We start from the raw sequence: 19,208 nt of genomic DNA on the forward strand, positions 1-19,208 counted from the left end.
CCACACTGCCGCCCGCCCCAATCCTGGTCGTCGCCGGCCGCGAACTCCCTTCCCCGAAACCAGCCGCGGCCCCAACTCGCCCAGGCACCCCTCCGCCCTGGCGCGAATTCAACGAACCTGATGGTCCGCCAACCTCCCCCCGCCTTCCCCCGGCCGCCGGCTCGCTTCTTCCCCGTACCGGAGCGAGCCGTGTCAAGGGTGGCCTGCAAAGCCATCGCCGCCAGGCGACACCGGAGTGGAGCGCAGCGGAACGGAGGGCCCTTGACTCGGCTCACGGAGGCACGACACTGCCGCAAGAAGCGGGCGGCCTACGGCAACTTTCTACCTGCCGCAAGCCCGCCCTCACGTACTCCTCGAAGGGCACCGATTCCGCCAGGGCGCTGCGCTGGTACTCCCGATACGGCACGAGGTCGCCTTCGTAGACTTCCCGGCTGATCTGTGTCCCGTCCGGTTCGTAGTGCATCAGTACGATCCGCGATCGGTCGAACATCCAGAAGTCCTCAACGCCGTCGAGGGGGTTGGGCCGATCGGTCACGTCGAGCATGCGGATCGCCTCGCCGGCTTCGACGTTGTGACGGTAGTGCTCGAACTCGAAGCGAAGGTAGTCGGTGAAGGGTTGAGTGACGATGTGTACGCGCCCGACATTACGGCCGCTGGCCACGTACGCCTTGACCCGGTCGAACCAGGGCTGCGTCGCTTCACGCGTCACCGGCTCCCCGGCCAGGAACCGGCGGACGGCCTCTTCCTCCTGCGGCACGCGGTAGACGGGCAGAGTCTCCAGGCGCCACGCCTCTTCGTGCATGGCGTCGAACGTCCTCCGCCAGTCCTCACCGGCCAAGAGCACGGGTCAACCTTCCTCAGCGCCTACCTCTTCGGTCAGCGGTACCGGCCGGTCCAGCGCAACGAGACCGGCCTGGTGGGAAAGCAATAGGCCGACCGGAATTTCTGCCTTACCTGTCGCAGCGAACTCGGGCCAGTATTCGGCCACTGGAGCCCCCGGGGGCGAGTGCGCCGCGCTGGACCAGCGGATGTGCTGCCGCCGAAGTCGCGTCCTTCGTGGCCGAGGCGACCAGTTGATGGGTGTCCGACGACTACGGGCGACCGGTGCCGGTATCCGCTACCGCCCCACAGGTCCACCACCGGCCGACCGCCCGCCCCGGTACACGCAAACCGCCGCACCTTGTCCCCGCGCTTGGCGAATTTTCCGCGAATGCCTCACGCACGGCCTCGAACCCGGACTCGACTCGCCGTCGATCGTCGTCATAACGCCCCTCCTGGCATTCCGTCGCAAGCTCTGATGGCCGCGCCGAGCGGCCATACCTGGTCTCCTTCTTCCGCGGATCCGGGGAACTACGTGGTGTACTCCAACTCGGTCAGCGCAGCCTGTCGAACGGTCGAGACAAGGTCATCGAGGTCGAGCCCGTCCAGGTGCGCGTGAAGCGCACGTCGGACCTCACGCATGCGATCGACAAGCGCCGGGCCGGTGACGTCGCCTGGCAAGAGGATGCGCCTGAACTCGGGGTCTTCGATCGCGTCCGCGACGAGCTTCTCGGCCAGCCACAAGGGGGTGCGCTCGCGGATGGCGAACGTCAGGTGGGCGCTGTGCTCGTTCTCGTCAACCACAAGAGGGTTGTGAACCCAGCCCCTCGGGAGGAGAAGTGACTGTCCGGCCTTGAGGTCGATCTCGAAGTCCGGCCCCGCCGCTTCCCAGTTGGGGATGTAATGGTGGCGCCACACACGCCAGGATTCGTTGTACTCCCTCATGGGAGACTCGACGGGCGGGCGCCAAAGCTGCCAGCGCTTGATGCCATGGACCTGGACGATCACAGCCATCTGTTGATCCCAGTGGTGCCGTAATCCCTGATTACCGGGCGGGGTAAGGAAGGCATGGATGTAGTTGGAGAATCCGCTCTCTTTCTGGATGCCACGTGAGACGGTCGCCAAGAACGGGATGACCCGCTGAAGGTTGCCGAGCCGGATCGTGTATCCGTTGCCGTACAGCTTGCGGAGTTTGACCGCATCGGTGCGGCCGTTGGTCATATATGCGTTCTGGTTCAGGGAAGGTGCGGGGGCCTTCACGACCGCGATCTCGTGGACGGGAACACAGCCGGTGAAGGCATAGTCCTCGAGGAGATCCTCGGTGAGCGCTTCGTCGAGCTCGGTCCTGCCACGCTCGAAGACGCGCGGTTCGTCGGGCCACGTGGTGAGGAGCCTGGTCACGTCATCCTCGGGCAGTAAAAAGCGCAGCGACACGGCTATGTCCTTGAGTTCAAGAGGGTGGCATCGGACACCCCAGCTCGGGGTGGTGGCGGTTTGGGCAGCACACGACGCTGAGCGAGACGATGTTGCCCGACCGTGTGTAGTACACCCAGCTCACATCGACTCCGACCGGCAGGACGTCGATCGCGTACTCGCGCTTCGTCTCCAGGCCGGCGTACGCCCGCCTTCCGTCCTCGCGTTCGAACGGAAGGTTTTCGAGGTAGTGCTTCGTCAGCCACTTCAGCGCCACTGCCGGATCCGTCCATGTGCGCCCGGCGGAGGTCTGGTTGCGCTTCAGCAGCCAGTGCCCCGTCATCAGGGGCGGCAGGTTCGAAGTCGGGAATTCGGCCGCGACCTCGCGATAGCGCGCGAGCACTCGCTCAGCCTGCTTGTCGTCGGGTGATGCCGGAGGCGCCGGGTGGTCAGGGTGGGGAGGCCGGCGGTTGCCTTCCTTGTGGTAGCTCTCGGGAGTCCCGATCCACGGGCCGTACCCGTGAAAGTGCCCTGACCAGGTCATTTGCGCCCTTCTGAGAGGTGCGGGCCGCCCCGCCGTGCAGGACGGCCCGCCGGGTGCGTGGTGGGGAGGGGGGCCAGACTAGAGGCTCAGGCCCCTGTTCTTGGCGTAGCCGACGACGAACGTGTCGAGTTCGGTCTCGCTGTAGCGGACCTCCTTGCCGGCGCCCTCCGGCTTGGAGTCCGTGAGGACGTAAGCCGACTCCGCGCCGGGGATCTTCGCGAACCTGACACACGACTCGTGCTCGCCCTGGAGGTTGCCGCCGCAGAACTGCTGGAACTCGGCGCCGTCGGTGGACAGGGAGTAGAGGTCACGGCTCATGGACAGTCCTCCTGATGCAACTGCTGTGCGGAGAGTCGGTCTCCGCGCCGTCCTTCACCTGCTGGCCCACGCTGATTGCTTTCTAGGGCCATTGGCCGGAGTGGGCGTCGACCGCCACCCCCGAGTCGTCGGTGCCGGCGCCGTCAGTGGGCCCCGGAGGCGTGATCGCGGATGTTCGTGGCATGCCTTGCGGCTGCGTGATGTCTCCGGCGGCCTTCGCCTCGTGAAGGTGCCGTGACTCGGACTGGCAGGTCGCGCAGCCGGCGATGGGAGCACAGTCCAAGAGCCAGGCGTGATACCCCACTGGCAGGTCGATGGGGCGCCCTTGGGGGGTCCGGGGTACTTCGTGGCCATCAGCGCTCCCGACTCTTCCTGACGCTGACAACGACCGTAGGAAGCCAGGAACGAGCCAGTCCACGATGTTGCACGCCGTTGCACGTGGTCTGTCGCTGCCTTGACGCCCTGGCCGGAGAGCCGTGACGCTCGGGCAACGGGAAGCAACCGACTCGGTGGACGGAGGGGCGATGCATTTACGGTTTGTCGGGAAAGATCCAGAGTCCGGAGATCACGGCTGCCCGGCCGTGTGGGTGGACGAGGAGACGATGGATCTTGTCATCCAGGGCATCAGGGCCGACGCCGGTACGGTCGCCCGGACTGTCCAGGACAGCCCACTTCCGGACCACGAAGGCGTGATCCGGCTACCGCAGCGCATGATCCCGCTGTTGAGGGAGGCACTTGATGGCGCAAAGCCTGAGTAGCTTTGCCAGCCTGATCCGGTCAGCCGAGCGCTCCGCCATGCACCTCGAGATGCGCGACGCGTACGCGGTCCCCGGCGAGGACGAGGGATTCATGGCCTGGAAGCAGGGCCACACTCTCAACCCCGACGACCGTGAGTCGTGGTGGCGCCCCTGGCTCGATCTCGTCCAGGAGGTCACCGCCAAGGGCGTCGTCATGCGCCGGGCACGGATCGTCTCGGAACCGGTGAGCGAGTACATCCGATACGAGCACTCCTTCACGTTCACCAACGTCGCCGCTGGCGAGGAGATCCGCTGGCTGCCGAGGCGGCAGGCTTCCGACCTCGCGCTGCCGGGAAATGACTTCTGGCTCTTCGACAGCCGGGTCGTGCAGTTCAACATCTTCGACGGTGAAGGCCGCTGGGTTCACACGGACCAGGCCGACGAGCCGGCAGTGGCCCGGCTGTGCTCGGCCGCGTTCGACGCCGTCTGGGAGCGGGCCATCCCGCACGAGAAATACGTCATCTGAGAAGACCGGTACGCCAGCTCATGCCCTCGTCGCCGCTTTCCACTGCCCACGCCGCGCGCGTGGCCATCGCCGTCCGCCTGGACGACATGAGGAAGGACGCGGGGATCACCGGGCATGAGCTGGCGCAGCGGTGTGGCTGGCACAAGTCGAAGGCATCCCGCATCGCCCGCGCCAAGACCGCCCCCTCCGACGACGACATACGCGCATGGTGCCGGGCATGCGACGCCGAAAACCAAGCGGCGGACCTGATCGCCGCCTCCCGTACCGCCGAGTCAATGTACGTCCAGTGGCGACAGATCCACCGCGACGGCATGCGGCAGATCCACGAGAAGACTGTCCCGCTGTACGAGCGCACGACCCACTTCCGCGTCTACGCCTCGAACGTGGTTCCTGGCATGCTCCAGACCGCCGAGTACGCGACGGGGCTCCTGCGCGCCATCACCGCTTTCCAGCGCACCCCTGACGACGTGGCCGACGCCGTGCAGGCCCGGCTGAACCGATCCCGCGTCGTGCACGAGGGCAACCACCGGTTCGCGCTCCTGCTCGAAGAGGCGGTGCTCTACTACCGGGTCTGCGAGACAGCAGCGATGGCCGATCAGCTCCGGTACATGCTCGACGTCATGTCCCGACCGAACGTGTCTCTCGGGATCATCCCCTGCACGGCGCGGCGAACCATGTGGCCGCTGGAAGCCTTCTACGCCTTCGACGACGCCCAAGTGGCCGTCGAGACTCTCACAGCGGAGATCAACGTCACGGCGCCCGGGGAGATCCGCACATACCTCAAAGCGTTCGCAGAGATGTCTGCAATCGCAGTCCACGGCGCTACTGCCCGGGCGCTGATGACCAAGGCGATCGAGGCCCTTGACTGAGTGTGTTCCGGGACGCCTCATGTTGCATGCCGAGCGCAGCGGTGAGCGCGATTCGCCCTGAGATCGTCCGGACGCCGGCTCAACTTCGGCTGCTGGCCCCCCCCGTCTGCTACTGGGCCGCCGCGGATGGAGACGACCTGTTACTAGGCCGCTCCCATGATTCTTGCCGTCGTGTTCGACGTCGGCGAGTGCCGCGTAGACGAAACCAGGGAGTACGGCACCCGGGCCGACTGGCTCGGCGTGGCCCGCCACACCTTCCATGCGATGTTCGGCGCCGTCATCGCCCAGGGGCGTGACGACCGCGAGGTATTCCAGGAGTTCCGCCCCGGCTTCGATCTGTGCGAGGAAGGTGAGAAGCGAGCCGCGTCCGGGCAGCCGGAGACGTTCGGTGAAGAGGACCTGTACGAAGACGTCCGACCGAGCCTGACCAGGCTGCGGTCGGACGGCTTCTGGCTGGGCATCGCAGGCAGCCAGACGATCCGGGCCGGCAAGATCCTCCGGGAGCTCTTCGCGGATGGTGTCGACCTGATCGGAACCTCGGACGACTGGGGCGCCGGCAAGCCGGATCCGGCTTTCTTCCACCGTCTTGCCGAGGCGGTCCCCTTCAGCAAGGACGGAATCCTCTACGTCGGCGACCGCATCGACAACGACATCCGGCCGGCCGGTGCCGCAGGCATGCACACCGCCTTGGTCCGCCGAGGACCATGGGCCACGATCCAGTGGAGCTCGGCGGAGGCCGAGAGGCTCCCGAGCTTCAGGGTCGAGGGTCTCGGGGAACTCTGCGGGCTGATCAAGAACTTCAACGACTCGACGGACTGACGCACGTGCCAGCGCCAAGGGTTGAGCCTCCATCAGCTTGAAGCCGCAGGTCAAAGAGCTGGTGCGACGGGCTGTCGGGGTGCTCATGCTGGTCGTGGGTGGCAGTCTGTGGGGTAGATCGTCTGTCAGGGGTTGACTTCGAGGCTCACGAGGACGAGTAGGGCGCGCAGGTAGGCGAGGACGTGGTTGTGGCGGGTGGCGCTCGTGATCAATACATCTAGTTCCTCAGGCGCTGCGCGATTCGTAGAAACTCGACGTCGGTCATGACCGGGTCGTCGGCCCAGACGGTGATGGTGTATCCGTTCTGCGTCCATACTGCCGTCCGCATCCGTCCGGAGCCTCCTGTCTTCTGGATCCGGGCGGGATGACCGTTGACGGATATCAGGGTCCCCTGTGTGGGTGTGGTCTCGCCGGTGACCGCCGTGATGCTCACGGCTCCGGCCTGCTTTCCCTTGCCGAGGTTGCGTTGGTAGCTGTAGGTCCATGTGGGCTTGTCACCCCTGATAGGCGGCGCATTTCCGATCTTGCTCACCGCGATGACTTTGTCGGTAAGAGTGAAGCCGGGCGGCAGGTATCGGGGATAGGGGAAGTGCGCGTCGTCGAAGGGGATGATGCGCGACCCGGTGACGGAGTCGGTGATCTTCCGGTCACCCACCGGGCTGTCGAGAGAGGTGCTGGCCAGTCCCTCGTGTGTGTCGCCGCACGAATCGTTGATGCTCCGCAACGACTGCTGTTTCTCCTTCATTGCCAGCGTGATGCCGTGGGCGGATTCGTGGGCTTCGAGGCGGGGCCTGTCCTCGCAGTCCGTCCATGCAATAGGGGTGGTCAGGGTACGTCCGTGGTTGCTCATGAGCACGTCGTCCAGTACGGCCGAGTCGTGACTGTACGAGTCGTCCCAAACCATCCAGCCGGTCACGGCTCCCGCGAGGCAGACCAACGCGGCGCCGGCCCACACCACGCGGCGGCAGCGTCGGGAGTTCTTCAGGGGCACGGTCGCATACTCCGTTGTCTTCCGGTGGATGGCCGGCGTAAGCCTGCGATCGCGGAACCGAGGGGTGAAGGGGCGGGTGGGGTGCTTCATCCGCCGTCATATCAGCCGGTGACAAGTGTTCCGTTCATGTCGTGCAGCGTCTGGTAGATCGGGAGGTAGTAGAGCCAGTTTTGGGCGCCAGGAATCCTATGAAGGCGCCCCACGTGACAGGTTGGACCCGGATCACCGAGCCGGCCCTTCGCTTTGAATCGCGTATGAATGTCCCAGTACTGGTGTATGCGCACTCCACGCATTCGGTCCCGCTGCCGCCGCTGTAAGTGGACTTGAACCAGTGAAGGTCTGACGATGCTGCCATCAAGGCTCCTTGCTGATCTGCTCGATGAGCTCGGCTGACGACTCGAAGTCGAGTGCTTGGGCACTCAGGTACTCGAACGCCAACTTATAGCGGTCCAGTTCCTGCGGCTTCTCCATGAAGAGGCCACCGCCAATGAGGTCCACGTACACCACGTCGAGTTCTCGAGCTTGCCCGCGCAGCACGGCGAAGCTGCCTACAGCCGCTGCGTGCGCGCCCCGTGCGAACGGGAGTACCTGGACTGTGATGTGGGGCCGCTGTGATTGTGTGAGCAGGTGTTCCAACTGCTCACACATGACCTCTCGGCCGCCGACCAACCGACGGATAGCAGCCTCGTCGATCACGCACCAGATGTGCGGTGGCTCTGCACGGTCCAGCAACTCCTGGCGCTTCATGCGGATATCGACCATGTGCTGAACCTCCCGCTCCGGGCACTGCACCTCCGAAGCCCGGTGTACGGCTTCGGCGTACGCCCGGGTCTGAAGTAGGCCGGGGATGTACATGCACGCGTAGTGGTCCTCTCGTACGACCTCGTCCTCCAAGGTCAGCATGAGGTTCATCGACTCGGGGATGGGGTCGGCCAGGGAACGCCACCAGCCCTGGATCTTTGCGCCCTTGGCTAGCTCAATCAGTGCCGAGCGCTCCTCGTCTGTGGCGTCGTACTCGCGGCAGAGAGCGTCGACCACCGGCCACTTGACGGTGCCTTCCTTCGTCTCGTAGCGGCTCAGTGTCGCCTTCGAGATGCCGACGCGAGCGCCCGCCTCCTCCAAGGTCAGCTCTTTCAACTCACGGAGTCGGCGGAGATCAGCGCCTAGTTGGCGCCTACGAGTCGTCGGTCCAACTGCCATGCCCACGGCCCTTCCTGTCCATGCGGTAGATCGTCCCCATCCGTCTGGAGGACTGCAAGGTGGTGCGCGCCGGGGCGCGTTGCCCGTCTTGCGCTCCTCTTCGAGCCAGATGAGAGTTCCATTTTGGAAGTCTCACTGCAACTCTTAGTTGCTGTGAGGTTACTTGGCGCACAGGGCGTCACGGGTAACGTGAGCGAAGGAGCGGAGCAAGTCATGGACTGCACGGGTTGTATGCCACGAAGGGCGTGGAAGCTGCCGTTCCTGGCTGAGGCGGAAGAAGTTGCCGCACTGCGACGGCTCCTGCGGCTTCACCTTGGACGCTGGGGGTTGCAGGAGCTCAGCGAAGCCGCGCAACTCTGCGTCAGCGAGCTCGTGGCCAACGTCATCAAGCACGTAGGTCCCGGCACTCCGACCACGCTCGCCGTATCAATGAGCGGCACGCGCCTGCGTATCGAAGTCCATGACCCCGACCCTCGGGCACTTCCGACGCTGACAGACGTAGACGCGGATGCCGAAACAGGGCGGGGGATGGCCCTCATCGAGGCCATCACCGACCGATGGGGCGTTGACCTTGCCCCCGGACGCAAGGCGACCTGGTGCGAGCTCCGCACGAACCTCAACGCGGCCGACGGGCACACCACAGGCAGTAGCGTCACTCGGGCCACCAACGTTCTCGCGTTCTACGCCGACGTTGCGAAGTTGCCCTCAGGGGCGACGCTTGGCCGGCTGGGCGCTGCAGTGGCGGAAGAGGCGGCGATCAATGTGATCGCCGACCTCCTGCACTGGTTCGGTGCTCACGGCCGGGACCCGGACGAGGCGTTGGAGCGGGCCCAGATCCACTTCGAAGCCGACTTGTAAGCCGCTGAACGGGTAGCGGGGGTCAGCTCCCAGTGATCGCCGAGTACGTCCACACGTCGGCCGGTAGTTCGTGCTTCAGGCGCCAGGTGATCGCCATCGGCTTGCTGCCGGAGTGTCCTTCGTAGGTTGCTGGGCCGAGCAGCATCCAGGGCTGGGACTTGCCTATGTCCGTGTTCTTGTAGCGCCGCATGAACAGCAGGACGTGGCTGCCGCGTGCCTTGTGTTGCTGGTAGCGCAGGCCCGTGGGCGAGTTCGCGGCCGTTGAGTTCTGGGACTCCCAGTGGAAGAGCGTCGGGCTCAACGCGTAGTCCCTGTACCGGATGGTGGGCGAGAAATCCTTCTCGTCCTTCTCCAGCGTGATGAGAAGTGCGTCGGTTTTGAGTTCCTCAACCCATTGCACACCCTGCGCGAAGGAGCGGGGCATCTGACCGCCGAAGCGAGCCACGCCGAGGGCGGCGAGGATCTCGGAGCGGTTGTAGGCGCTGTGAACCTTCAGCGGGACATGGCTGAGGGGGCCGGAGAGTGAGATGGGGACGTGATCGGCCTGCTCGATGACGTGTGAGATCACCTGCCGTAGCTCGTCTCGAAACACCCTCTGGTCCCGCAGCGAATCCAGGCCCTCCTGGAAACTGGTGAAGCCACCTGCGTTGTCCCAGAGATTGAAGAACAGCATGCGGGCGAACGACTGGTCAGTGGGTTCGAGGTCCTCGTACGGCGGAGCGTCATCCTGAAGGAGGCGAAGGTAGGCCTCCGCGCGCTCCGGGTCATCCACGTGCAGGAAGGCGTGGACACGCTTCAGAAGTGCGGCCTCGCCAGAGGGCACGGGCTCATCGATCAGGCGGGCTCGCCGCAGCACGGTCGTCCAGGAGTTGTCGCTCTTGTACAGCTCCTTGATCTCCCGGCGGCTCTCCCGAAGGTAAGTGGAGAGGCGCGGAGTGCCGTAAGCCCGGACCTCCTTTATCAGTGTCTTCACCGTGGCACCCAGCTGAGTCCGGATGTTGTCGATGACGAGGTCCTTCGACTTGCCTTCCAGGATGATCTGGCAGCCGGACGGCAGCTGGGGGAAATCGTGCTCGATGTGGTCGAGGAGTCGGTTCCGCGACAGATTGGTCAGAGCTCGGAACTGCTCCTCGAAGCGGAACTCGGCCCGGTGCTGACCGATGAAGTCGAGGACGGTGAGGACTGGCTTCGTTTCGGTGCGCCGCAGTCCTCGACCCAACTGCTGGAGGAACACGGTGGCGCTGTTGGTGGGGCGCAGAAGGAGCAGCGTGTCTACGTCAGGGATGTCGAGGCCCTCGTTGAACAGGTCGACGGAGAAGATGACTTGGAGCTTTCCGTCGCGAAGGTCGGACAACGCCTGGGAGCGCACTTCAGCGGGTGAGTCACTGTCGAGCGCCACTGCCTGGAAGCCGGCCTCTCGAAAGAAGTCCGCCATGAAGTGGGCGTGTGCCTTGGTCACGCAGAAGCCCAGCGCTCGCATGGCGCCAGGGTGGGAGACCTTGTCCCGGATCTGCTTCACGACGATCCGGGCACGCGCGTGGTTGCCTGTGTAGAGGTTCCCGAGCTCCTGGTCGGCGTACGAACCCTTCTGCCAGCCGAGATTTGTCAGATCCGTCCCATCGGGCATGCCGAAGTAGTGGAAGGGGCAGAGCAGGTCGTTCTCCAGGGCTTCCCAGAGCCGCATCTCAGCCGCGATCCGGCCCTCGAAAAATTCGTCCTGGACGTTCAGTCCGTCCATCCGCTCAGGGGTGGCCGTCAGGCCCAGCAGTTCCTTCGGCGTGAAGTGGTCGATCACGCGTCGGTAGGTGGCGGCGGTTGCGTGGTGGAACTCGTCGATGACGATGATGTCGAAGTGATCCGGCGCGAGTTGCTCAAGGCGCTGGACGTTGAGCGATTGGACGCTGGCGAAGACGTGGTTCCACTCGCGTGGATCCTGCCCTGCGTGGAGCAGCTCTCCGAAGGATGCATCGTCCAGCACCTCACGGTAGGTACGCAGCGACTGCTTGAGGATCTCCTTTCGGTGCGCCACGAACAGCAGCCTCGGTCGGCCACCCTCCGACTGGCGGCTCAGACTGCGGTAGTCGAGGGCTGCCATCACCGTCTTGCCGGTGCCGGTCGCCGCGACCAGAAGGTTTCGATGCCGCCCGCGGAGCTCCCGCTCGACGGTGAGCCGCTCCAGCATGTCCCGCTGGTGCGGATAGGGGCGAACCTCGAGACCAGAGAGGCTGATCTTCAGGTCCGTGCTGGCGTTGGTGCCGCTCGCCTGGGCCAGCGCTTCATCTAGGCGTGCACTGTGGAGGTCGGGGTCGTATGTCTCGAAGGCGGTGTCGTTCCAGTACGCGTCGAAGGTCGCCTCGAACTTGTTCAGTACGGCGGGTGTCGCGACGGACGACAGGCGGACGTTCCACTCCAGCCCATCGAGCAGCGCCGCCTTCGAAAGATTGGAGCTGCCGACGTACGCCGTATCGAAGCCCGTCCTGCGCCTGAACAGCCAGGCTTTCGCGTGCAGTCGAGTGGAACGGGTCTCGTAGTTGACCTTGACCGTGGCACCGAAGTCCCGGACCAAGCGGTCGAGCGCGTGACGGTCAGTGGCGCCGATGTAGGTGGTCGTTATGACGCGTATCGGCACGCCCCGCTCCCTCGCGGCGCGCAGCGAGTCCTCCAGGACGCGAATGCCATACCACTTCACGAAAGCGCACAGCAGGTCGATGCGGTCTGCCGTAGCCAGCTCTGCCCTGAGCTCGGAACCGAGGTTGAGGTCCTCTGGGGAGTTGGTGATGAGCGACGTCTCGGACAGAGGCGTCAAGGGGCGTAGGGCGTATACACCGGGAGCCTCCTGCCGCGCGAGAGTGAGAAGCTGTCGCGGACCTTCGATGATGGAACTGACAGAGTCGGCATCGCTCGATTTCGGAGTGTTTGTCGCGGTCAGTGCCTCGAGGATGCGGTTCGCGACCTTGACGCGGTCCTCCGCGGGAACTTGAGCCAGCCTTTGGCCGACAGCTTCACCGATGTAGCGAGCCAGGACGTGGGGAGCGGACTCTGAGCTGACCTCGGCGTCAATGGCTTTCCAGCCAGCCGCCTCGAATCGCTCCAACTCGTCACGTACGTCGTCCGTGATCAGCTTCTCGTAGACGCCAGCGATCGGCTCCAATCGGCTCATCGGTTCTGCCACGGCTGCCCCCCTGATCCCCTGTGGTGCTCGTACACGACCTTGCGCGCCGATATGGATCAGTTCTAACAGCAGCCACTGACAGGCGAACGGTGTGCGCCGAAAACAGGCCACCGGGGTCTTCAGCAACCGTTGGGGCCGCCCGCTTCTCGGAGGACAAGCGAGCGGGCGGCCCAGGGGAAGCGGGCCCCGGGTTGGGGGTCGTACGGGACGCGCGAAGGGCGGGCGGCGGCGGAGCGTGTCTGCGGAGTGGGGGCAGGCCGGGTGTGCGGGCGGCTTCCGGGGGTGAGCAGGGGTGGGATTTATGCTCCGTGGCAGCCGTCGTAGGGCTGGGTGGAGCCACACCAGCACTCCGCCCCCCTGACTGGCGGCCAGGCAACCGCCCGCCCCCGCGCCGCCAACGTCGTCGCGTACTGCGGGAGCAGGGTCGCGTCTGCCGGGGACGAGCCCTCCGACGCGGCGAAGGCCTCGTACGACGGGACCGTGCCCGTGACGATGCCGAGGTTGCCCGTGCCCGAGGCGGAGAGTTCGCGGAGGGAGGACTCTATGGTCGCCAGGTGGGTCTCGTGGGAGGGGTACTCCGTGGTCAGGGTCGGGTAGGCCGACAGGAGCTCGGCCAGCTCGCCTGCCGGCCAGTGGAGGATGGCTACCGGGAAGGGGCGGGAGAGGGCCTCTCGGTAGGCGCCCAGTTCGGCTCGTAGGCGGGAGATTTCGGCCACCAGTTCCGCGGGGTTGTCGGAGCCGAGGGACCAGACGCGTTTGGGGTCGTGGAGTTCGTCCAGGGACACGGGGGACGTGTGGAGGGTGTCCGCCAGGGTGTCCCAGGCGTCGTGGGGCACGCCCAGCATGCGGCGGACGCGGTGGCGGCCGTAGAGGAGGGGGTGGGTGGCGGGGGCCGGCTCCGTGTCCGCGTCGGTGGGCAGGAGCAGGTTGGCTCCCTGTGTGAAGGTCTCCTCCGCCGCCTCCAGCTCGTCGTGCGACTCCAGGGACTCGGCGATGATCACCCAGGGGGCCGGGTCGTGGGGGGCGGCCGTCCGGATGCCCTCGATGATCGCCCTCGCCTCCGCCTCGTGGCCGTACTCCCAGAGGTTGGAGGCCTTCAGGGCGCGGACCAGGGCGGGGCTGTCCAGGCCGTCCGCGGTGGACAGCAGGCGGTCGTAGAGCGCGGTGGCCGCGGGGCGGTCGCCGGAGAGTTCCAGGTGGGCCGCCGCCCGCAGCAGCAGGGCCTCGGCGTCCTCGGGATACAGTCCGGCGGTCCGCTCCAGGCGTGCCGCTTCGGCGGTGTGGTCGACGTTCTCGGCAGGCGTGTCGGGGCGCATGAGGGACACCGTACTGCCGAGCGGTGACGGGGTGGAGCAAGGCCGGATCATTGGGTTCTCCCCGGTCTCCCTACACCGTCACTCCGTCCACCTGCAGCGTCTGGACCGACTTCGCCGCGAAGGGGACCGACAGGGACTTACCGGAGAGGTAGGTGTCCGTGTGCGCGGTGTAAAGGTCTGCTCCGCCCGTCGTCACCGTGTTCCAGCGGGGGACCAGGCCGCCCGGGCCGCCGGTCACCGAGGAGAAGCGGGAGAGGTCGAAGGTCAGGGTCTGGGCGGAGGATGACGTGTTCGCGGCCACTATGACCAGGCGGTTCGCCTGCCTGTCCAGGGCCGCCGCCGCGTAGCTCGCGCCCGTGTCCAGGACCGTCATGCCCGGGCGGATGTGGCGGGTGAACTGGGCCAGTACGTAGTACTTCGTCTGTACGGCGCCCGGCTGCAGGGTGCTCGCGTCGTAGGCGATCGTCGCCCAGCCCGCGCTCGGGTCCATCACCTGCCAGTGGACCCATGCCGTGGGGTGCAGCCAGCGGAAGTCGTAGAGGAGGTTGCCGGCCAGGGTCAGACCCGTGGCGTCGCTGTCCCCGGTCTCCGAGTTCCAGAGGGCCTTGCCCGCCGTCGACACCACGTCCGTGTAGAGCAGGTCGCGGCGGCCGCCCGAGCCCTGGTAGCCGTGGACGTTCACCCGGTCCACGTAGCCCTTGGTCGTGGCGGAGAAGGAGTTCCAGGTGGTGCGCGCCAGGTCGTAACTCGTCTCGTCCGACGCCGAGATCCTCGTCGCCGTCAGGCCTCGCTTGTCCAACTCGCCGCGCAGGTAGGGGAGTACGGCCGACTGGACGGTGGCGTCCATATGGCAGCCCTCCTGGGTGCCCGTCGCCGTCCACCAGGAGGAGGACGGTTCGTTGAAGGCCTCCACCGTCGTGAAGGTCACGCCCCAGTTCTGCTGCGCGTACAGGGCCACCGAGGCCAGGTGGGAGGCGTGCTGGCGGTAGTTCCAGGACTGGAGGTTGTCGCCGCCGTCCGAGGCGCCCGAGGGGTTGTGGTTGAGGCACATCCACCACATGGGGGAGTTGGCGAAGAGTTCGCTGATCGCGCCTCGCTGGGTGGCCTTCACCAGCATCGCCCGCTGGGTCGCGTCGGCCGTCCACTTCCAGGCCGACGACGTCGGGTCCTCGTTCGTCCAGTCCTGCCAGTAACCCTCGATCTGCTTGAACTTCGGGATGCCGGGGGAGGCGGCCATCGACTGGCCGCTCACGCTGTTCCAGCTGCACGCGCCCAGGTTGTAGCGGGCGATGTTCAGGCCCAGGCCGGGGAGGGCCGTGCCGTTGTACGTCGTCGTCCTCGTCGTGAAGAAGATGTCCGCGAAGTCGTCCCGCGCGCCGAAGACGTTCGCCCACCAGGCCAGTGACGTGCCCCAGCCCTCCCAAGTGCCGTAGGTTGTCGACGGGTTGACGACCGTCGTCGCGTCCGCCCGGGCCGTGCCCGTGGCCAGGGCGCTGCCCAGGATGCCGCCGCCCGCCGCGGCCAGCAGTGTTCTGCGTCGGATCATCGCTCTCTCCGCCCTCTGCGTCCTCATCCGTTGCGGCTCCGGCAGCAGGAAGCATCGGGGGTGGCGGGTGTGGTTGTCGAGGATTCTGACAGTGGTTTCTAAAAGCAGTTGAGGAAGCGCGCCGAGGTCGTTGAATCGCTTGTGGCTCTGGCCAGTTGTGCCCGTTGCACCTACCCTGCGGGCGGCTCCCGTGGAGGTGGGTGCGGATGCCGGCATGGTCGGGCGTGCGGGTCGTACGGCACAGCGATCGGCGTCGGCGTGCCCGGCGGCGGCGCGCGCTGTGGGGCGGGGCCGAGGCGCTCGTGACCGTCGGTGTGCTGCTGATGCTGCTGGTCGTGCACCAGCTGTGGTGGACCAACCGGGAGGCCAGGCGCGGCGCCGAGCGGCAGGTGGCGGCGCTGGAGCGGGAGTGGGGCCATCAGGGGTACGGCGCCGGTGGCGCGGCCCCGCCGCCCAGCACCTCCGGGTCGCCCACGGGCCCCCAGTCGGCCCCGGAGACCGCCAGGTCCCCCGCGCCGCGGCGGTCGTACACGCCGGTCGGCCTCCCCCGGAGTTCCCAGGCGTACGCCGTCCTCACCATCCCCCGGCTGGGGCTGCGCGTTCCCGTCGCCGAGGGTGTGAGCAAGGCCGACGTCCTCAACAAGGGGTACGTCGGCCATTACCGGGGCACCGGGCAGCCGGGGCAGGCGGGCAACTTCGCGCTCGCCGGGCACCGGAACACGCACGGCGAGCCCTTCCGGTACCTGCCCCGGCTGCGGCGGGGGGACGCCATCGAGGTGGAGACGCGGACGGCGACGTACACGTACGACGTCGACCAGATCCTGCCGCAGACGTCCGCGACGGACTCGGGGGTCATCCGGCCCGTCCCGCGCTCCCTCGTGCGGCCCGCGTACGGGTACTCCGAGCCGGGTTACTACATCACCCTGACCACCTGCACCCCCGAGTTCACCTCGCGCTACCGGATGGCGGTGTGGGGGAAGCTGGTGTCCATGCGGCCCCGCTAGTGCCCCAACGGGCGACGTTCGCCCCGTCGCGCGCCTACGCCCGTTCCCGCAGCGCCACCACGCTCACCGCCCCCACCGCCGCCAGCCCCGCCGACACCAGCAGGGCGATGTTCGCGCCGTGCGCCAGGTCGCGGGTCGAGGTGGCGAGGGCGATGGTCAGGGCGACGCCGGCGCAGGAGCCGATGTAGCGGAAGGTCTGCTGGGCGCCGGAGCCCATCGCGGCGCGCTCGCGCGGGACCGACTCGACGGCCAGCAGCGGAAGCGCGCCGTTGAGCAGGCCGCTGCCCACGCCGCCGATGACCAGGCCGGGCAGCAGCCGGGTCCAGGAGCCGGAGGCCAGGGCGCCGAGCATGGTCAGGACGGCGATCGTGTGCAGGGCGAAGCCGACGGCCAGTTGGGCGCGCGGGGCGATGCGGCCGGCCAGGTGCTTGACCTGGAGGGCCACCGCGAAGCTCAGGCCGGACCAGAGGAGGAACAGCCAGGCCGTCCGCATCGGGGACAGCCGGAGCGTCTGCTGGAGCAGGGCCGGCAGGAAGCTGAACATGCCGATCACCGCGAGGCCCGTGAACAGGCCGCCGGCGGCGGAGGCCAGGAAACGGGCGTGCCGCAGCAGACCGAGGTCGATCATGGGGGTGCCGGTGCGCCTTTCCACGGCGGCGAAGGCCGCGATCAGCAGGACGGCGGCGGCCAGCAGCAGTCCCACCGGTGCCCGCAGCCAGCCGTCGCGGCCCAGGGTCAGGGCCGCCACCAGGGCGACCAGGGCGAGGCCGAAGGTCACGGCGCCGAGGATGTCCGGGCGGCCGCCGCGCGGGGCACGGGACTCGGCCAGCGCACGGGTGCCCAGCGCGCCCACGAGGACGGCGGCGGCGCCCAGGACGCCGTACGCCACCCGCCAGGTCGGCAGCGCGCCCGCGACCAGGGGGCCGACCGCGATGCCGCCGCTGACGAAGGCGCCCCACACGCCGGTCGCGTGCAGCCGGCCGCGCGCCGTGGGGAAGGCCGCCACCAGCAGGCCGAGGCTGCTCGCCAGGATCGCCGCGCTCGCCGCGCCCTGGGCGATCCGGGCGAGGGTGAACAGCCAGGTCGAGGTGGTGAGGGCGCCGAGCGCTGTGGTCAGGCCGAGGGCCAGGGTGCCGGCGAGGAAGACGCGGCGGCGGCCGTAGTCGTCGGCGAGGCTGCCGGCCACCAGCAGCAGGGCGGCGAGCCCCAGCGGGGTGCCGTTCAGCAGCCAGGCCTGGCCGGAGAGCGGGGTGTGCAGGGCGGCCGCGGTGTCGGGGAGCGTGACCATCGGGGCGGTGTACGTCATCAGGGCCACGGCGGTGGCCGCGCTGGTCAGGGCGAGGGTGGCCCGGGGGCGCGCGGGGGCGTCCCGGGCGGTCGTGCCGCGTACGGACGCGGTGGCGGGGGTGGTGGCGGAGTCGAGCCCGGTCATGGCGTGGTCCTGTCCTTGAGGGGCCTTGCGGTGACGGGCGGATCACTCGGCGAACCGGTGGATCACCCGGCGAACCGACCCATGGTTCGGTCATTGAACTGACCTGACCCGGCCACCGTAACACGTCGGTTCGGTCAACGAACCAAGATGTCGGAAAGTGGCTACAGTGGACGGCATGGCACTGGGCAAGGACTACGCGACACAGGAGTGCTCGATCGCCCGAGCGCTCGAGATCGTCGGCGAGCGCTGGACGCTGCTCGTCGTCCGGGACGCGCTCTACGGCGTGCGCCGGTACAACGACTTCCTGGTCCACCTCGGCATCCCGCGTGCCGTCCTGGCCGCCCGGCTGCAGACCCTGACCGCCGAGGGCATCCTCGAAAAGCGCCGCTACCAGCAGTCGCCGCCGCGGGACGAGTACGTCGTCACCGAGCGCGGCATCGCCCTGTGGCCCACCCTGCGCGCCCTCGGACTGTGGGGCCGCGAGCACTTCTCCGGGACCCGGCTGCGCTACTTCCGGCACGCGGAATGCGGCACCGAACTCGGGCCGTACGGCGAATGCCCCGCGTGCGGAGTCGTCGTACCGGTCGGTGACGTGGTCATGGAGCCCGGCCCGGACCTCGATCCCGACCCGGCGGATCCTGTCAGCAAGGCCCTGCTGAAGCCGAAGCGGCTGCTGGAGCCGCTGGAGACGGAACCCGCCTGACCGGGAGGGCGGCCGCCGCGGGGCCTTTCCCGTCGCTCGGGGGCCGCTCAGGAGGGCTGCGAGCCGTTGCTCCTGAGCAGGTCGACGCCCATCCGGTCGGTGTCGTCCGACCGGCCGCCCAGCCGGTGCACGACCACCCAGCGGCCGTCCGCCGTGGCACCGGCGAAGACGGAGGCGTGGCGGGTCGCGCCGTTGTGCCAGAGCAGCGCGCCGGTCCGCTGCCAGGAGGGCGCGGGATCGCCCAGCCGGCGCTCCACCGCCAGCCGGACGAGCAGATCGGCGACCGCGCGCGGGGTGGCCCACAAGCCGCCCGCCGGAAGGATCGCCCCGGTCATCGTCCACGGCCTGCGGTCCCTGCCCAGGAACCCCGGAGCGAGCAGGCGCCCCCTGGTGTCCGGACGTGCGCTCACCTCATGGACGTCCAGCGGCCGCAGCACATGGTCGACGAGCAGTTCCTCGTACGGCGCACCCGCCGCACCGGCCAGCGCCGCGCCCAGCACGGCGTACCCGAGGTTGGAGTACTCCTCCTGCTGTCCCGGCGGCCGGACCGTGATCCCGTCCAGCCGGCCGAGCAGCCGGTGCAGGGCGTCGCCGTCGAACGGGGCATAGGGATCGCGGACCCCGGTGCCGGGTGGGAGCCGGGGCAGCCCGGACGTGTGCTCGGCCAGGTGCCGCAGCGTGATGCCGGTGCGCGGGGCGGCGGGGAGCCACCGCTCGACCGGATCGTCCACGTCGAGCAGGCCCGCGGCGGCCATGCGCGTGAGCGCCGTACCGGTGAGGACCTTGGTGAAGGAGCCGATCTCGACGAACCGGTCCACCGCGTGACCGTCACCGACTCGTGCCGGGGAGGTGTCGCTCAGGACGCAGAGGGGGGTGCGCGGCATAAAGGGCCCTTCGGTGCTGGGTCAGGTCGTCTACAGGTATAAAGGGCAGGAAGACGT

At 67.7% G+C, this 19,208-nt stretch carries 19 protein-coding genes; 6 read left to right on the forward strand and 13 right to left on the reverse strand.

Going from position 1 to position 19,208, the window contains the following annotated elements; translation table 11 throughout:
• Positions 1-271: 271 nt before the first annotated feature.
• The 5 genes from ABB07_RS23920 to ABB07_RS23940 all read right to left on the reverse strand — a co-directional run bounded on the left by ABB07_RS23920 (position 272) and on the right by ABB07_RS23940 (position 3,094).
• Entirely contained in the window at positions 272-844 is a 573-nt protein-coding gene (locus tag ABB07_RS23920; RefSeq protein ID WP_244189487.1) for a DUF6879 family protein, read from the reverse strand.
• Positions 845-847: 3 nt separating this feature from the next.
• Complete coding sequence (locus tag ABB07_RS41785) at positions 848-988, reverse strand: hypothetical protein (protein ID WP_341845898.1); 141 nt, start codon at positions 986-988, stop codon at positions 848-850.
• 362 nt (positions 989-1,350) lie between these two features.
• Positions 1,351-2,253 carry a JmjC domain-containing protein gene (locus ABB07_RS23930; RefSeq protein WP_208900628.1) on the reverse strand — a complete coding sequence of 301 codons (903 nt, stop codon included), beginning with the start codon at positions 2,251-2,253 and terminating at the stop codon, positions 1,351-1,353.
• Positions 2,254-2,269: 16 nt separating this feature from the next.
• The gene (locus ABB07_RS23935) at positions 2,270-2,635 is read right to left on the reverse strand and encodes a hypothetical protein (protein WP_244189488.1); all 366 of its coding nucleotides are present in this window, start codon (positions 2,633-2,635) and stop codon (positions 2,270-2,272) included.
• 219 nt (positions 2,636-2,854) lie between these two features.
• Positions 2,855-3,094 carry a DUF397 domain-containing protein gene (locus ABB07_RS23940; RefSeq protein WP_208900630.1) on the reverse strand — a complete coding sequence of 80 codons (240 nt, stop codon included), beginning with the start codon at positions 3,092-3,094 and terminating at the stop codon, positions 2,855-2,857.
• A gap of 738 nt (positions 3,095-3,832) precedes the next feature.
• Between ABB07_RS23940 and ABB07_RS23945 the strand changes: the two genes are divergently transcribed.
• The 3 genes from ABB07_RS23945 (at position 3,833) to ABB07_RS23955 (ending at position 6,045) form a co-directional block, all read left to right on the forward strand.
• Complete coding sequence (locus tag ABB07_RS23945) at positions 3,833-4,357, forward strand: DUF6879 family protein (RefSeq protein ID WP_208900631.1); 525 nt, start codon at positions 3,833-3,835, stop codon at positions 4,355-4,357.
• Between the two features lie 20 nt (positions 4,358-4,377).
• Entirely contained in the window at positions 4,378-5,226 is an 849-nt protein-coding gene (locus ABB07_RS23950) for a helix-turn-helix domain-containing protein (protein WP_208900632.1), read from the forward strand.
• Between the two features lie 156 nt (positions 5,227-5,382).
• Positions 5,383-6,045 (forward strand): HAD family hydrolase, encoded by a 663-nt coding sequence (locus tag ABB07_RS23955; RefSeq protein WP_208900633.1) that lies wholly within the window; start codon positions 5,383-5,385, stop codon positions 6,043-6,045.
• 217 nt (positions 6,046-6,262) lie between these two features.
• Here ABB07_RS23955 and ABB07_RS23960 read toward each other — a convergent pair whose 3' ends face one another.
• From ABB07_RS23960 to ABB07_RS23970, 3 genes are all read right to left on the reverse strand, one after another.
• Positions 6,263-7,036 carry a DUF4367 domain-containing protein gene (locus ABB07_RS23960; RefSeq protein ID WP_244189489.1) on the reverse strand — a complete coding sequence of 258 codons (774 nt, stop codon included), beginning with the start codon at positions 7,034-7,036 and terminating at the stop codon, positions 6,263-6,265.
• Positions 7,037-7,160: 124 nt separating this feature from the next.
• The gene (locus ABB07_RS23965) at positions 7,161-7,391 is read right to left on the reverse strand and encodes a DUF397 domain-containing protein (RefSeq protein WP_208900634.1); all 231 of its coding nucleotides are present in this window, start codon (positions 7,389-7,391) and stop codon (positions 7,161-7,163) included.
• A complete protein-coding gene (locus ABB07_RS23970) occupies positions 7,391-8,236 on the reverse strand; it encodes a helix-turn-helix domain-containing protein (RefSeq protein WP_208903591.1) in 846 nt (281 codons plus the stop codon). Before ABB07_RS23970 ends, ABB07_RS23965 begins: the two co-directional genes overlap by 1 nt.
• 213 nt (positions 8,237-8,449) lie before the next feature.
• On the opposite strand from ABB07_RS23970, the gene ABB07_RS23975 reads away from it, so the two are divergent.
• A complete protein-coding gene (locus ABB07_RS23975) occupies positions 8,450-9,094 on the forward strand; it encodes an ATP-binding protein (protein WP_208900635.1) in 645 nt (214 codons plus the stop codon).
• Positions 9,095-9,116: 22 nt separating this feature from the next.
• On the opposite strand, the gene ABB07_RS23980 is transcribed toward ABB07_RS23975, so the two are convergent.
• The 3 genes from ABB07_RS23980 to ABB07_RS23990 form a co-directional block, all read right to left on the reverse strand.
• A complete protein-coding gene (locus ABB07_RS23980; RefSeq protein WP_208903592.1) occupies positions 9,117-12,254 on the reverse strand; it encodes a DEAD/DEAH box helicase in 3,138 nt (1,045 codons plus the stop codon).
• 311 nt (positions 12,255-12,565) lie between these two features.
• Positions 12,566-13,582 (reverse strand): hypothetical protein, encoded by a 1,017-nt coding sequence (locus tag ABB07_RS23985; RefSeq protein WP_208900636.1) that lies wholly within the window; start codon positions 13,580-13,582, stop codon positions 12,566-12,568.
• 70 nt (positions 13,583-13,652) lie between these two features.
• On the reverse strand, positions 13,653-15,128 hold the full coding sequence (locus ABB07_RS23990) for a glycoside hydrolase (protein WP_208900637.1): 1,476 nt from the start codon (positions 15,126-15,128) through the stop codon (positions 13,653-13,655).
• Between the two features lie 206 nt (positions 15,129-15,334).
• On the opposite strand from ABB07_RS23990, the gene ABB07_RS23995 reads away from it, so the two are divergent.
• On the forward strand, positions 15,335-16,132 hold the full coding sequence (locus ABB07_RS23995; RefSeq protein WP_208900638.1) for a class E sortase: 798 nt from the start codon (positions 15,335-15,337) through the stop codon (positions 16,130-16,132).
• A gap of 34 nt (positions 16,133-16,166) precedes the next feature.
• Here ABB07_RS23995 and ABB07_RS24000 read toward each other — a convergent pair whose 3' ends face one another.
• A complete protein-coding gene (locus ABB07_RS24000; protein WP_208900639.1) occupies positions 16,167-17,564 on the reverse strand; it encodes an MFS transporter in 1,398 nt (465 codons plus the stop codon).
• 175 nt (positions 17,565-17,739) lie between these two features.
• On the opposite strand from ABB07_RS24000, the gene ABB07_RS24005 reads away from it, so the two are divergent.
• Positions 17,740-18,267 (forward strand): winged helix-turn-helix transcriptional regulator, encoded by a 528-nt coding sequence (locus ABB07_RS24005; protein WP_425264755.1) that lies wholly within the window; start codon positions 17,740-17,742, stop codon positions 18,265-18,267.
• Positions 18,268-18,314: 47 nt separating this feature from the next.
• Here ABB07_RS24005 and ABB07_RS24010 read toward each other — a convergent pair whose 3' ends face one another.
• On the reverse strand, positions 18,315-19,151 hold the full coding sequence (locus ABB07_RS24010; RefSeq protein WP_208900640.1) for a serine hydrolase domain-containing protein: 837 nt from the start codon (positions 19,149-19,151) through the stop codon (positions 18,315-18,317).
• Between the last annotated feature and the right edge of the window lie 57 nt (positions 19,152-19,208).

The organism is Streptomyces incarnatus, assembly GCF_001027185.1.
In the GTDB taxonomy this organism is placed as follows: domain Bacteria; phylum Actinomycetota; class Actinomycetes; order Streptomycetales; family Streptomycetaceae; genus Streptomyces; species Streptomyces puniciscabiei.

Coding starts and splice junctions, on each gene's coding strand:
- ABB07_RS23945 (WP_208900631.1), top strand. CDS start 3,833: ATGGCGCAAAGCCTGAGTAGCTTTGCCAGCCTGATCCGGTCAGCCGAG.
- ABB07_RS24000 (WP_208900639.1), bottom strand. CDS start 17,564: ATGACCGGGCTCGACTCCGCCACCACCCCCGCCACCGCGTCCGTACGC.
- ABB07_RS23970 (WP_208903591.1), bottom strand. CDS start 8,236: ATGGCAGTTGGACCGACGACTCGTAGGCGCCAACTAGGCGCTGATCTC.
- ABB07_RS23950 (WP_208900632.1), top strand. CDS start 4,378: ATGCCCTCGTCGCCGCTTTCCACTGCCCACGCCGCGCGCGTGGCCATC.
- ABB07_RS24005 (WP_425264755.1), top strand. CDS start 17,740: ATGGCACTGGGCAAGGACTACGCGACACAGGAGTGCTCGATCGCCCGA.
- ABB07_RS23995 (WP_208900638.1), top strand. CDS start 15,335: ATGCCGGCATGGTCGGGCGTGCGGGTCGTACGGCACAGCGATCGGCGT.
- ABB07_RS23940 (WP_208900630.1), bottom strand. CDS start 3,094: ATGAGCCGTGACCTCTACTCCCTGTCCACCGACGGCGCCGAGTTCCAG.
- ABB07_RS23990 (WP_208900637.1), bottom strand. CDS start 15,128: ATGATCCGACGCAGAACACTGCTGGCCGCGGCGGGCGGCGGCATCCTG.
- ABB07_RS24010 (WP_208900640.1), bottom strand. CDS start 19,151: ATGCCGCGCACCCCCCTCTGCGTCCTGAGCGACACCTCCCCGGCACGA.
- ABB07_RS23955 (WP_208900633.1), top strand. CDS start 5,383: ATGATTCTTGCCGTCGTGTTCGACGTCGGCGAGTGCCGCGTAGACGAA.
- ABB07_RS23975 (WP_208900635.1), top strand. CDS start 8,450: ATGGACTGCACGGGTTGTATGCCACGAAGGGCGTGGAAGCTGCCGTTC.
- ABB07_RS23985 (WP_208900636.1), bottom strand. CDS start 13,582: ATGCGCCCCGACACGCCTGCCGAGAACGTCGACCACACCGCCGAAGCG.
- ABB07_RS23965 (WP_208900634.1), bottom strand. CDS start 7,391: ATGGCAGCATCGTCAGACCTTCACTGGTTCAAGTCCACTTACAGCGGC.
- ABB07_RS23980 (WP_208903592.1), bottom strand. CDS start 12,254: ATGAGCCGATTGGAGCCGATCGCTGGCGTCTACGAGAAGCTGATCACG.